Here is a 13036-nt window from a genome sequence, read left to right on the forward strand (position 1 = left end):
CCGGATTTTTATTTTCTTATAATTTTAAGGCTTAAGTGGTATAATCTATCCTTCATGAAAGGTCCGGTACAGTAAATTATGATCTCAGCAAAAGATGTGTCGCTGCGTTACGGCGACCGCAAACTGTTTTCGCATGTAAATATAACTTTTTCCGCAGGAAACTGCTATGGATTGATCGGCGCCAACGGTTCGGGTAAATCCACGTTTTTAAAGATACTTTCCGGCGAAATAGAGTCCACGTCGGGAGAAGTCATAGTGACTCCGGGCGAGCGGATAGCGGTTCTGAAGCAGGACCAATTCGCTTTTGACGAATATACCGCCTTAACTACGGTTATCATGGGCCATAAAATACTTTATGACATCATAACGGAAAAAAATGCGCTGTACGCTAAAGAGGACTTTTCCAATAAAGACGGGCTGCGCATATCCGAGCTTGAGGCAGAGTTTGTCGAGCTGGACGGGTGGAACGCCGAATCCGAGGCAGCCAAATTATTAAGCAATCTTGGCGTTCCGGAAGAATTACAGAGAATACAAATGAAGGGGCTTGAGGGCGGACAAAAGGTGCGTGTCCTCCTGGCCCAGGCATTGTTCGGCAATCCGGATATATTATTACTCGATGAGCCTACGAATCATCTGGATATTGAAAATTGCATGTGGCTTGAGGAATTTTTATGCGGCTTCGAAAATACCGCCGTCATAGTTTCTCACGACCGCCACTTTCTGGACAGGGTCTGCACGCACATTGCGGATATCGATTACGGTAAGATCCAGATATACAAGGGTAACTTCACTTTCTGGTTAGAGGCCAGCCAGTTAGCCGCGAGACAGCGCGTTGAATCAAATAAAAAAATAGAGGAAAAACGAAAAGAGCTGCAGAGCTTTATCGACCGTTTCAGCGCCAACGCCTCCAAGGCCAAGCAGGCAACCTGCCGCAAAAAGATGCTGGAAAAGCTTACTGTTGAAGATATCAAGCCTTCTTCAAGAAAATATCCGTATATCAAATTTGACCAGGAGCGTGAGTCCGGAAGTAATATTTTACACATCGGCCATTTATCCAAAGCGCTCGACGGGCAGGTAATGTTCAAAAATTTTACCATGACGGCTTCAAAGGGCGATAAGATCGCTTTTGTCGGCCCGAATGACCTTGCCAAGACGACTTTATTCCGGATCCTGATGGGAAAGATGCAGCCTGACAGCGGCACTTTTAAGTGGGGCGTTTCGATCAACCAGGCTTATTATCCCAAAGACAGTGCCAAATTTTTCAATGACGACTGCAGTATTATAGACTGGCTTTGCCGTTATTCGGATAATACCGATGACAGGTTTGTGCGCGGGTTCCTGGGGCGCATGCTTTTTTCCGGTGAGGAATCTTTAAAGTCCGTCAGCGTACTGTCAGGCGGCGAGCGGGTTAGATGCATGCTGGCGCGTACGATGCTTGCCAAGGCCAATGTGTTGATCATGGATGACCCGACTAACCACCTGGACCTGGAGTCGATCACGTCCTTAAACAAAGGCTTGGAGGAATTCGGCGGAACCATTCTCTTTTCTTCGCGAGACCATCAGCTGATCCAGACCGTGGCTAACCGTATTATCGAGATCACCCCCAAGGGTTTTATAGACCGCTGCAACACAACGCTTGATGAATACCTGTCCAACGAAAATATCAAAAACCAACTTCATCAGTTATATTCTTAAGCAATTTCTCTGCGAGTCATAGTTTAACGATTAATTTATCCGGAGGTTTTGGGAATTGGCCGTCGAGCACCTTTTGTATCATCGCCTTGACCTCATTGTCAAAGTCCTTGGTCAGCATCCATTCTAAATATTTGCGATCGTCCTTTGCGATATCTTTTATATGTTTCTTTTTCCCGTGCTTGCCGAATGTAGGATAAAGCTGGCCGTTCCACCAGCAAAACTTTCGCTCTTTATCAAAGTAATCACTTGAGCGTTCATAGTCGATATCTTTTAAGGATTCTATGCCCAATTCTGTCGACCCGTATTCCCCTACCTGCGCATCAAGTATACCCAGAGTAGCTTCGGCGTCGCCCAGGGCGGAATGCGCATTCTCGAGTTTTTTACCGCAATAAAGAAGGTAGGCGGCCATCAGATCCCTTTTTTCGTGTATATGATATATCTTTTGCGCGTCATAAATATCGCGGTCGCGCCAATGAAAATTAAGGTTAGCGTCGTAAAATTCGCGCTCCAATAAAGGCAGGTCAAACCTCAGAATATTAAAACCGGCGAGGTCAGAATCTCCTAAAAATGACAGAACTTCCTTTGCGATGTTCTCAAAACGCGGTTTATCTTTAACATCGGCGTCCGTGATGTTGATAATGCGGGTAACATTTGGCGGAATCGGCATTCCCGGATTGACGCGTTTTATATAATCCAGCTTTGTCCCATCCGGCATAAGTTTTATCAAGCCTATTTCGACGATCTTGTCTTTTTCGACCCATGTGCCGGTAGTTTCCAGATCCAAGATCACCAATGGCCGCGATATCTTCATTTTTTCTTACCTCTTAAAATAAACTGGCAAACCTACCCTTGAACTCATAGATACGCCGATCAAATATGATGTCCCTGTGAGTCACCGGCCGCTTAAGCATTATACCGTCCAGACAGGTGCACCTGCTCAACGCGACATATAACTGGCCGTGAGTAAATGCGCCGTGCCCCAGGTCGATTATGACCTTATCGAAAGTCTGGCCCTGGCTCTTATGAATAGTTATAGCCCAGGCCAGCTTTATGGGATATTGCGCGAAGGCCCCCACAACCTCGTCTTCTATTTTGTCTTTATCCTTGTCGTAACTATACTCTATCTTCTGCCACTTGACAACAGGAACATCGCATGTACGCCCGTTGATATCTACGACTACCGAATCGTTAGACAGGGCAACGACTTTTGCAAGTGTGCCATTCACCCATTGTTTGGCAGGATCATTTTTTATCAGTATTACCTGCGCGCCTTTTTTAAGTTTTAAGGATGTGTCGGTCGGATATGCCGACTCTTCGAATTTCCCGGTTGCCGTTGCCTCATATGTTATCTCTTTGCCGGGAAGCATTGATAAGCGATCCTGATTTATTGTGTTTGCCAAGCGGTTTGTCGTTGTCAGGATCACTGTCGTGTCTTTCTTGGAAATCGCGGTATCTTTTTGGACCCTATTATTTAATGTGTCCAGGTCCCCTTGAGCATACTCTTTATTTCTGACCCTATTTAAGAGCTCCATAAACGAACTGTCTTTTTGTCTATATATAGTCGACAACTCGATTGCCCTGATATGACAATCGTTAAATACTTTCGCGCTGAAAAAATAAGGACTCGGATACAGCTCTTCCATCAACTCCTTTGCTTCGTTCTCGACCACAGGAGACAGCTGGAAAAGATCTCCAAAAAATACCATCTGGACTCCGCCAAACGGTATCTTCATCCTACCGCGGTTGAGACGCAACGCGTAGTCAATGCCATCCATAATGTCCGCCCGGACCATCGATACCTCGTCTATTATTACCATGTCGAGATTCTCGACCAGGCTCTTATCCCTGAGGCGCTTTATGGTATCCTTTCGAATAATCTTCGGAGGCAGCCTGAAGAAGGAATGGATAGTCTGGCCGCCTACATTGATCGCCGCGACACCTGTCGGGGCTAACACGATTATTCTTTTACCCGTATTGGCCTTGAAATATTTCAAAAGAGTCGATTTGCCGGTACCCGCCTTACCTGTAATAAAAAGGCACTCCTTGGTATTCTCCATAAGATCAAATGCTGACTTGAATTCATCATTCATGTCAAGATCTGTCGGGAGAGGGTCTCTTGCTATTGTTTGATCGGTATAGAGTTTCATAGTATTTCTTTGACTTGGGTCCTTTTTTCACGGTAGGTCAGCATTAGATCGCAACCCGCAATATTCTCTTTACGAATATCATTTGATATCCGGCTGATAAGAGTCCTGGGCTTATTATGTCTTTCGCTAATATGCGCCAGAAAGACGTGCTTTAGAGCTACGCTATCAATAGATCCATTCTTGATCTTTATCAGCGCAAAAGCGGCAGCCTCATTGTTAAGGTGTTCTCTCCAAGTCCACTGATTTGGCGATCGATCCTGCGCTAACTTTGCATCATGATTACATTCGATTATAAGGCACTTACAATCATGCAGCATTCTGACCATGCTATCGGTTACTTTGCTCGTATCTGTTAAAAGTCCCACCTTGCGGCACAAGCCCTTATGCTTATATTCTATGCAAAAACCGAACGGCTTACCTACATAACCGCCGTTATGGAATGTTTTAAAGGGCGCAATATTTAGATCATTTATTATAAATGACTTCTCCGTATGATGCATTATTTTAAATTGATTATTTTTGATACAATATCGCTCCTTAATGACTTGATATGTATCGCGGTGTATATAGATCGGTATCCCGTAGCGGCCCGCTATTTTGAAAGTATTTTTACAGATATGATCTTCATGCCCGTGCGTTATGACAATGCCATTGATCCGGGACGGATCCAGCTCAATGTCTTTTAAGTCTTTTTCGATTTCCTTCAAGCCAATGCCCGCGCAATCAATCAAAATACCGGATTTCGCCGTCCAGATAGCGGTGCAATTACCGCTGCTACCGCTCCTAAGCACACACACTTTTAAATACGACACTTCTTATCCTTTTTTATTTAAAGTTCACTCCCTACCGCAAGCACCAATGCGCCGGTGAAGATTAAGTTAACGCCCACCAGAATACCGACGGCCCATCCGCCTGAGAGCGGCCAGTTTGACCAGATGAGATACGCCAGTATGAACGATAGAATTCCGCCGAAAATGAACCGGCCCCGATGAGCGGTGAAGTTAAACGCGGCGACGATCTTCATAAAACCGTCGGCGAAGAAATAGACGGCGAGAAGAATCGTCAGGAAACCAAGGCCGAGGATCGGGTGGGCCATTACGAGTACGCCACATATTAAGGTGACCAGCCCCACCAGAAGCCATGTGACGCGCGAGGGCATCGTTCGAGCCCGAAGCGCGTGAAAGCATTCAATGAGACCTGCGATGGCCATAAGACCGCCGACGATCATGACGGCGGCGGCACCGACCGCAACAGGCGCGGCCAGCACACAAACGCCTAGTATTACCAGTACAATCCCCATAAACGTTGCCATGTCTCTACCTCCTTTGTAACTTTTCCCGCTTTGACTATCCTGCTATTTTTTCCATAGGCTGATTGCAGCAAACCAATTCCCCGCCACCGACTTTAGTCACGGTAACCTCGTTACCGCAGACATTGCATCTATACTTCTCCCCTACTTTCTTAACTGCCATTTTAATCCTCCTTTATTTTTACATTATTTTCTATTCCTCCCAGCCAACCTTTATCTATCCAGTATTGATACTCTTCCTTCCAATAGTCTTTTCGCGCCTTCATTACCCCGCTGAAGTGTTGTTTACCTTTTTCGATAGCATCTATTTGATCGGGGTATGCCCTCTTCTCTTTTATATCCGAAATCATCTTCCGTCCCAATTCAAGGGCCTCTCCCGCTTTTCCTTTAACGGCCGACGCCGCGGAAGATACCCCGCCCGAATATTGGGCCCCGCAGGTGTGGGCATAATATCTGATATAATCAAGCACTTCCTTATCCATGCCGCTTCCCGAAGATACGACTCCGGATATATATTTCCCCAACAGCCTCTTACAGTGGATAAAATGCGCCGAGCGGTCAAAAAGCGCCTTCATTGAAGCCGTGACCTGATTTATATAATTCGGCGAAGCCAATATTATGCCGTCGGCGTCAAGCATCTTCTGCAATACTCGGCCGACATCGTCCTTTATAGGGCAATTCATGATCTTTTTGTGACATTTTTCAAGATGCCTGCAAAATTCTACCTTGAGGTCACACAGGTGGATGATCTCATGCTTTACATCCTGGCCCAGAAGGCCTTTCAGGGCCTCTTTCGCCAGGAAAAATGTCCGGCTTTTTTCTTTATTGGGGCTTGAGGAGATAAGTAATATTTTTACCATCTATTTCTTGCCGCCTCCCTATTCACCTATAATTTTAACCAGCACCCTTTTCTTGCGCTGACCGTCAAATTCACCGTAGAAGATTTGTTCCCACGGTCCAAAATCAAGCTTGCCGTCTGTTACTGCCACGACGACCTCCCTGCCCATAATGGTCCTCCTTATATGGGCCTCGCCGTTATCTTCGCCCGTCATATTATGCCTGTATTTGTCTATACCGTGAGGCGCCAATTTTTCAAGAAAAACGCGAAAATCCTCGTGCAGGCCGCTTTCATCGTCGTTTATAAATACGCTCGCCGTTATATGCATGGCATTTACAAGCAAGAGGCCTTCTTTTATGCCGCTTTTCGCGAGTACCTCTTCCACCTGAGGAGTTATATTAACAAATTCCTCTCTCTTCTTCGTATTGAACCATAAATATTGGGTATGTGATTTCATTTTAATTCTCCGAGTTTCTTGCGTAAATCCTGCACAAATCTGTTGATTGCAGCCCTAACGGGGATCAATCGCTCGGGCGTACGCATTTCATGAGTTTTTTCTCTAATGAACGTGTTCCCAATATTAAAATACTTCCAGCCGGCTGCATTGAGATACGGCTTGACGGCATCCTTATCTATATTATGCTCGGCACAATACCGCGCCAGAAGATATCCGAATTGCTCCGGCTTTAAATAGCCGAAGGTCTTTTTGCTCGTCTCATATCCCCCTTCAGGATGGACGATATATTCATCCGTGAAGCCGTTTAAGGTAAGCGCGCCCAGCCCCAGAAACACACTTGCGCAATCAACAAGTTTTTCCTGATCGCACGCGCCAAAGATAGACGGTTCAAGCCCCCAAACATAAATATGGCTTAGTTCGTGCGCCAGCAGGTTTATCTCTTCCCGCCTGTCTTTTATTTTGGTCGAGACAAACACTGTCATCTCATCGCCTTCTCTTTTGATATAAGCAGGGGGCTTTTCCTCGTCGTGATAGGCAAGCTCGATTTCCGCATCCCCTAAGCCCATAACGGTCTTGAGTTTATCAATAGCGGCCTGCAAATTATCCGTATTCTTAATTCCCAGCTCAAGCACCAGCTCTTTCCCTGGATGTTTATGTTTGGATAAAAGATCGTAGTAGGCATCTACCTCGACGGTGTCGATCGGAACAACGCTAAAGCGGTCAAAATATCGCTCGATCTCCGGATAGTAAATAACGGCCAACCCTATCGCAAGAAACAAGGCGCATATCAAAAGAATAGAGGAAAAGAACTTTTTGATTGCCCTGTGTATATTGCGGGATCTTTTTATTGCAGCCTTCATGAGCGCACCCCATGATATTTTGTCCTAAAGTAGCGCGTCCCCTTATTTCTTGATTATTCTCGGCGTCAGGATAATATCAAGGCTGGACGACTTGCCAGATCTGAAAAACATCCCGGAAAAATCTTTATCCTGAATAAGTCCGCCTATGGAAACCGGCTGGCCGTCGGCAGCCATTACGGTAGTGGAAAGCGTTTTAACATCGATGATTTTTTTCTTCCTGTCTATGACAGCGCTTATTTCTGGCGTAAGTTCTATTTCTATGACGCCGCCTCTTATTTTAGGAGTCACTCTGAGCGATGTGCCGACTTCTTTCCATACGACTTCTCTTGTCTCAATATACCCATTATCAAAGAGATAATCTACATAATAATCAACAAACGGCACATCCTTTCCCACCCTGATGGAAGCCGAAAGCCCATCGGTCACGACTATATGCTGTTTTGTATAGTTCGATGTATTAACACTGTAAGTCTCGCCCAGTCCTTTGACGCCGGCGTCTTTTCTGCTAAATTCTTTAAACTCCACTTCTATGGATATGTTAGGTGGAAGGCCTTCAGCAAATGCCGGGCGGCATAGTAAAATAAAAAATAACAGGCGCGCAATTCTCCAGAGTTCCATCTCTCAGTATCTCCTATTAACTAACGAAAATAAAACAGCCGGGTCATCCCACCCGGCTATATTCACAGTTTATAATCACCTCATATACGCGAAACTGATGATTGGCGCTCATTGTGCGCTTCTCCGATCTTAGTTTACGTATTATAGCACCGGGGGCCAGGTAAGGCAATAGGATTCAGCGGCTTATCAGGGCGAGTTTGGCGGAGCGGGAGAGGGAGAGGCACTATTGGGATAGCATGACTTCGGTATATGTCTGGCCTTCTATGCTGGTAAGGCGGAATTGCGCTACGTATTCCTTTGCGCATTCCTGCAACGCAATCCCTCTGAGATGGCCTTCATATTCGGCAAGGATCTTCTTGATAGTCTCTCTATCGATCGTCAGACGACAAACAGGTCTGACTTTCACCTCGACAATGATGTGCGGGCCGTAGAGATCTTCGGCGGACGGCGCGGGGGCAAAAAACATCGCATGAAGCAGGAACATACTTAATAAGATTAAAAATCTCTTTATTTTCCCGGTGTACATGGTTTAGGCTTTCCGGGGAGAATCCCTGCTGAAGTACCTCAATTAATCAGACGCATAACGAGTTATACTCTAACTATTTTCTGCGCTGCCTGTCCCCTTTTCCTGCCTTTTCTTTGCGTGCGGGCTATTCTATGAATAACCGCGGTATTATCTCATTAGCGGATTTGTATTAGTATTATAGAATATATACCAGCAGGTCGGCGCAACGCTCTCAACCGGAAGAAGTATCCAGTCTGTGCCTGTGGTCCCCTCATTTGTGGCACACAGAAAAGAGCCGTTCTTCCTTTGCGTCTTATCTACATTGCCATAATAGATGCCTGCTCTATAATCATCATAATTCTTCTTAAATGCCATCGCCTGCTGCAGTGTGCCTTCCATCCATACCGTATCCAAATCATTGTTAAAATCGAAGCCTGTTACGGAGGTCTTACCTATTTTTTTTGTGCACTTGGTATGATATTCAGCCCAGTATATCGCGCTTGCATAGGATGTCCCCAATGAAAGAACGCCAAGCGACTGTGTATCTGTTACTTCAATTGGATCATTCTTCCCTCTCAAAAATCTTTCCCCATTCCAGCACTCCGCTATCAGGAAGTCCCTTACCAGATTTGCGCTCTGAATATATAACTCGTTGCCGCTTGATATTCCATAATTGTAGAGGCCGGCATATCCGCTCATATTATTCTCCGCGCTCTTCCAAGGAACGTACATGTCTATAAATAAACCTCCATCAGTATCCTGTAGTCCTACGAGGAAGTCGGCCAAACTTTGAGCTACAGCCGAAAACTGCGTGTCGCCTGTTTTGTAAACGTAGAGATTTATCGCATTCAATAGCCATGCGTTAGGTCCTGCAGCAACGTTGCCTGAACCTATTCCTGTCACGTAATCATACACGTCATAATACCCGCCGTCCAAAGTTACAGAGAGATTATTCTTATAGGTAGACAGGATAGTCCTCGCTTTCGGATAATCACCTTTTGCTGCGAATGCCATGACCGCTAATGCATTGTCATAGGTATAACTTGTGGTGGCGCTGTCACTGTAAGAATCGATAAGGCCAATCCCTTTGATTTGGCCGGATAGATATTGATATGCGCCTTCGATTCCTTTTGTAGAACTGGCAGGGCGTGCGGCAAGTGCATACATCGAAACTGTACTTAACGCTATTAACAAAACAATCATACATAATTTTCTCATACTGGCCATCTCCTTTTTTAAAGTCGGATTTTCCTCTTAATACATAAAGGTACTTATCACCTAATAAGACGTTTAGTTATCAAAAACCTAACAAAATTAAAGCATCATCCATCATATATTTATCAAATATTAAAAATTAAATATTTGGAATATTTGGTGAGGGTGACATCCTATTCGGGGACACCCTGTTACTTTTTCGCAGGACGTCCCTTTGTGGACGGCACCTTGTTTTCACCAGGGTATTTTTACCGGAGATTGAAGAAATAAAAGCACGGTTCTTAGAAACTCTTCCGGGTATTGATACATCAATCCATGCCCGGCCCCTTTGATCTGCACCAACTGCGTTAAAGGAATGCGATCGGCCAAAATCAATGAATTCTGCGGCGGGGTAAGCACGTCTTCGGTGCCAGTTATAAGCAGCACCGGCAAAGTTAAATTATTAAGCCGGCTATAACAACCCTCCCAGGTAGTCATAGCCTTGGTCTGGCGGTCAATAATCTTGGGGCGGCTTGTTTCAGTTATTTTAGGAGTATATTTACTTGTGTCAGGATTATCTTTCAGCCATTTCCCCGGGAATATAAGACCGATCATCCTCTTGCCTCTTTCTTCAGGCGTGCCGGAGGTATCCGTCAACTGCCTCATTGTTTTCTCATCCGGCTGCACGAATTCTTTTCCTCCGCAATCCCCCGCGTAAAGGATCAGCTTATTGACCATCTCAGGATAGCGCAGCGTGAATTCAAGGGCGATATTAGTGCCCATAGAAAAACCTAAGACATCGGCCTTTTTTATATTCAGGGCCTTAAGCAATTCGGCGGTATCTTCGGCAAATAAACCTATATTAAATTCTTTATCGGAAGCGGTTGAGCTGCCCATTCCGCGATTATCGAAAATGATTACCCGATAACGCCTGGCAAGCTTAGTAAGGACTCTGGAATCCCACATATCCATCGTAGAGCCATAGCCCATGATTAAGACCAAAGGATATCCCTTGCCTATTGTTTTATAGCCAATGGCGATATCGTCAACTTTTACAGTCTGCAATTTTACCTTTCCCATATCAACTACCTCGGAAGCACAACCTGCTAATATTAAAGATATTAACATAATTACTGCCAATCCCTTCATATTAAAATCCTCATTTTATTATCCTGCTTTGCTATTAGGAGCAGTTTCCTGATGGGGTTGGAAAGCGTTTCTATTTAGGATTTCTATTTAGACTTGTCCCTAACCGCTCCGTCTCCGATTTTTCCTTTTTATATCAGCCCTTAAGCTTTTTGACAAGGGCGGCAACACGCCTGCCCAGTTTAATCGCGTTCTGGGATGTTTTGGCATCGGGTGACCCTGTGCAGGACGTTCCGTAATGGCCGGTAGCGTCAAGAGGGTCGCCGACAATGATCATGCCGTAGATGAGCATCGCCTGTATTATGGAGATAATAGTCGTCTCCTTGCCGCCGGAACTGTCGCCTGAGGTTGCGAATGCAGCGCCGATCTTGTCGCCCATCTTCTGGCGAATGCCGACAAATTTGTCAAAAACCCCTTTAAGTTCCGCCGCCATCGTACCGAAATATACGGGAGAACCGGCGATAATGCCGTCCGAGTTGAGAAAATCTTCTTTTGTAACATCCGCCGCGGGTTTCATAAGGCATGCGACATCTTTTACTTCACGGACACCTTTCGCTATCTCAGATGCCAGTTTTTCGGTGTTCCCGGACTGCGAATAATACATTATCAAAACCTGCATAGGTGCCTCCTTACGCCGTTTTATTTTCGATAAACTTCTAAATCGTTGCCTGAAAATAACATTTCTTGGGACGTACCACTTGGGGATACAACACTACCTGTCCCTAACCGCTCCGTCCCCCGTTTTCCTCGTTAGTTAAACACTATAAATAAAATAGTTGCAGTTAAAATAACAAAAACGATTGCGATATGAAAGAAGTATTTATGTCGTATTATTCGTTCTAACAATTTATTTTTCCTTTAGCGTCTTAACCACAAGATTACTTCTTTTACAAAAAGAAATCCAAGATAAATCCCAATTCCAAGCAGAAATCCAACCCCGACCAGCCGTAAAATTAACATACAAGTCCTTCTCTCGCTATAATTTTTTTCTATTTCTTTTTGCGCGCTTTTAATTTAACCCGATATATCTCTTTCTTCTCCCTGAGGAGCTGTGATATATTTTTCTGCCTTCTTGTGGTCATGTGTCTGGCCATTGTCTATTCCTTCTACTTGCGCTGTTTAACCAACCTGTCACTTAAAACAAAAAGCCGAGTTATTACGCCCGGCTCTATCAATAGTTTATAATTACCCCATGTATGCGAAACTGATGATTGGCGCTCATTGTGCGCTTCTCCGATCTTAGCTTATTTATTATAGCACCGGGGATTAGGGAAGGCAAGGGAAAGAATGAGGGGTTTGATATCGCATTTTGCGATATCAAGTTTTTAGGCAAATTGCACTCGGCCTTTAGGATAGATTACCTGCTCAATACGGTGCCTAACGGTTTGGCTAAGAGGAATGGCCCGCATCTTAACTGTATAACCGATAAAAAGTAGCGTCTTCTCAAGCGTGGCGATGCTGCTGAATTCTCCATTTTCAATCTTGGAAATGTGCTGCTGCGTCACGCCGACTTTCTCGGCCAATTGCTTCTGGCTGAGCTTATTTTTTATGCGGTATTCGATGATCCTTTTTACGATCTTGAGCTTCTGCTCTTCAAGCTCATAGAGTTCTCTAAAATAAGGATCTTTAAGCTTTTCTTTTAAATGTGCGTCGACTTTTTCGGTTCTCATTTTGTATCGTCTCCCCTGTATTTATTCAAATACTTCGCTTTTCTTGCTACGGCGATTTCTATTTCCTTTTTTGGTGTCTTGGCGCTCTTCTTTATAAATCCGTTCGTAAATATGGCCTTATCCTGATGGTAAAAGAAATATAACACCCTTACATTACCTTCGTGCCCTCTAAATCTTAATTCGAATACATCCTTCCCTATATATTTAGCATGCGGGAATGGCAGTTTATAGCCGAATTCCTCTAGTAGTTCCTTGACAAAGAAAAATTTTCGCTGAGACTTAAAATCTAACGAGTCGATAAACTCCCTTACAGGAGATCTGCCGGACTCGGTAAGGTAATAATAACAAGTAAATTTTGCCACACATCCTGCTTCCTACCCTATATAAGTATACAACTAAATAGTTGTATTGTCAAGGGTTAATTTTAACTGCTCTCACTTATATATACGTATGAGGAGGCGATTTTCTTTCAAATATTTTAAGATTTTTGAGTATTATTGGTTGATGAGGGCAAGCTTGCTTTTGCGGGTTAAATCTTTGATTTCTATTTCGCGTTTTAGGGCTTTGGATTTGGTGCGATGGGCTTCTTTGTAAACA

The 13036-nt window shown here is 44.5% G+C and carries 16 protein-coding genes; 1 reads left to right on the plus strand and 15 read right to left on the minus strand.

Annotated elements, in window-relative coordinates; all coding sequences use genetic code 11:
- The first annotated feature begins 78 nt into the window (after positions 1 to 78).
- On the plus strand, positions 79 to 1695 hold the full coding sequence (locus tag KKI13_04565) for an ATP-binding cassette domain-containing protein (GenBank protein ID MBU4488320.1): 1617 nt from the start codon (positions 79 to 81) through the stop codon (positions 1693 to 1695).
- Between the two features lie 16 nt (positions 1696 to 1711).
- On the opposite strand, the gene KKI13_04570 is transcribed toward KKI13_04565, so the two are convergent.
- The 15 genes from KKI13_04570 to KKI13_04640 form a co-directional block, all read right to left on the minus strand.
- Positions 1712 to 2506 (minus strand): 3'-5' exonuclease, encoded by a 795-nt coding sequence (locus KKI13_04570; GenBank protein MBU4488321.1) that lies wholly within the window; start codon positions 2504 to 2506, stop codon positions 1712 to 1714.
- A 13-nt stretch (positions 2507 to 2519) separates the two neighbouring features.
- The gene (locus tag KKI13_04575; protein ID MBU4488322.1) at positions 2520 to 3842 is read right to left on the minus strand and encodes an AAA family ATPase; all 1323 of its coding nucleotides are present in this window, start codon (positions 3840 to 3842) and stop codon (positions 2520 to 2522) included.
- Positions 3839 to 4654 carry an MBL fold metallo-hydrolase gene (locus KKI13_04580; protein MBU4488323.1) on the minus strand — a complete coding sequence of 272 codons (816 nt, stop codon included), beginning with the start codon at positions 4652 to 4654 and terminating at the stop codon, positions 3839 to 3841. Before KKI13_04580 ends, KKI13_04575 begins: the two co-directional genes overlap by 4 nt.
- A gap of 17 nt (positions 4655 to 4671) precedes the next feature.
- Complete coding sequence (locus tag KKI13_04585) at positions 4672 to 5154, minus strand: DUF308 domain-containing protein (GenBank protein ID MBU4488324.1); 483 nt, start codon at positions 5152 to 5154, stop codon at positions 4672 to 4674.
- Between the two features lie 34 nt (positions 5155 to 5188).
- Positions 5189 to 5314 carry a desulfoferrodoxin FeS4 iron-binding domain-containing protein gene (locus KKI13_04590; GenBank protein MBU4488325.1) on the minus strand — a complete coding sequence of 42 codons (126 nt, stop codon included), beginning with the start codon at positions 5312 to 5314 and terminating at the stop codon, positions 5189 to 5191.
- Position 5315: 1 nt separating this feature from the next.
- The gene (locus KKI13_04595; protein ID MBU4488326.1) at positions 5316 to 6011 is read right to left on the minus strand and encodes a flavodoxin family protein; all 696 of its coding nucleotides are present in this window, start codon (positions 6009 to 6011) and stop codon (positions 5316 to 5318) included.
- An 18-nt stretch (positions 6012 to 6029) separates the two neighbouring features.
- Positions 6030 to 6446 (minus strand): secondary thiamine-phosphate synthase enzyme YjbQ, encoded by a 417-nt coding sequence (locus KKI13_04600; GenBank protein ID MBU4488327.1) that lies wholly within the window; start codon positions 6444 to 6446, stop codon positions 6030 to 6032.
- The gene (locus tag KKI13_04605) at positions 6443 to 7306 is read right to left on the minus strand and encodes a hypothetical protein (GenBank protein ID MBU4488328.1); all 864 of its coding nucleotides are present in this window, start codon (positions 7304 to 7306) and stop codon (positions 6443 to 6445) included. The genes KKI13_04600 and KKI13_04605 overlap by 4 nt, the downstream gene beginning before the upstream one ends.
- Positions 7307 to 7348: 42 nt before the next feature.
- Entirely contained in the window at positions 7349 to 7924 is a 576-nt protein-coding gene (locus KKI13_04610; protein ID MBU4488329.1) for a type II and III secretion system protein, read from the minus strand.
- Positions 7925 to 8147: 223 nt separating this feature from the next.
- Entirely contained in the window at positions 8148 to 8450 is a 303-nt protein-coding gene (locus tag KKI13_04615) for a hypothetical protein (protein MBU4488330.1), read from the minus strand.
- Between the two features lie 147 nt (positions 8451 to 8597).
- Complete coding sequence (locus tag KKI13_04620; protein MBU4488331.1) at positions 8598 to 9647, minus strand: hypothetical protein; 1050 nt, start codon at positions 9645 to 9647, stop codon at positions 8598 to 8600.
- Positions 9648 to 9878: 231 nt separating this feature from the next.
- The gene (locus tag KKI13_04625; protein MBU4488332.1) at positions 9879 to 10703 is read right to left on the minus strand and encodes an alpha/beta hydrolase; all 825 of its coding nucleotides are present in this window, start codon (positions 10701 to 10703) and stop codon (positions 9879 to 9881) included.
- Between the two features lie 202 nt (positions 10704 to 10905).
- A complete protein-coding gene (locus KKI13_04630) occupies positions 10906 to 11388 on the minus strand; it encodes an NAD(P)H-dependent oxidoreductase (protein MBU4488333.1) in 483 nt (160 codons plus the stop codon).
- Positions 11389 to 12094: 706 nt separating this feature from the next.
- Positions 12095 to 12439 (minus strand): helix-turn-helix domain-containing protein, encoded by a 345-nt coding sequence (locus KKI13_04635; protein ID MBU4488334.1) that lies wholly within the window; start codon positions 12437 to 12439, stop codon positions 12095 to 12097.
- On the minus strand, positions 12436 to 12801 hold the full coding sequence (locus tag KKI13_04640) for a type II toxin-antitoxin system RelE/ParE family toxin (protein ID MBU4488335.1): 366 nt from the start codon (positions 12799 to 12801) through the stop codon (positions 12436 to 12438). The genes KKI13_04635 and KKI13_04640 overlap by 4 nt, the downstream gene beginning before the upstream one ends.
- Between the last annotated feature and the right edge of the window lie 235 nt (positions 12802 to 13036).

Source organism: Candidatus Omnitrophota bacterium (assembly GCA_018894435.1).
Classification (GTDB): domain Bacteria; phylum Omnitrophota; class Gorgyraeia; order JAHIPI01; family JAHIPI01; genus JAHIPI01.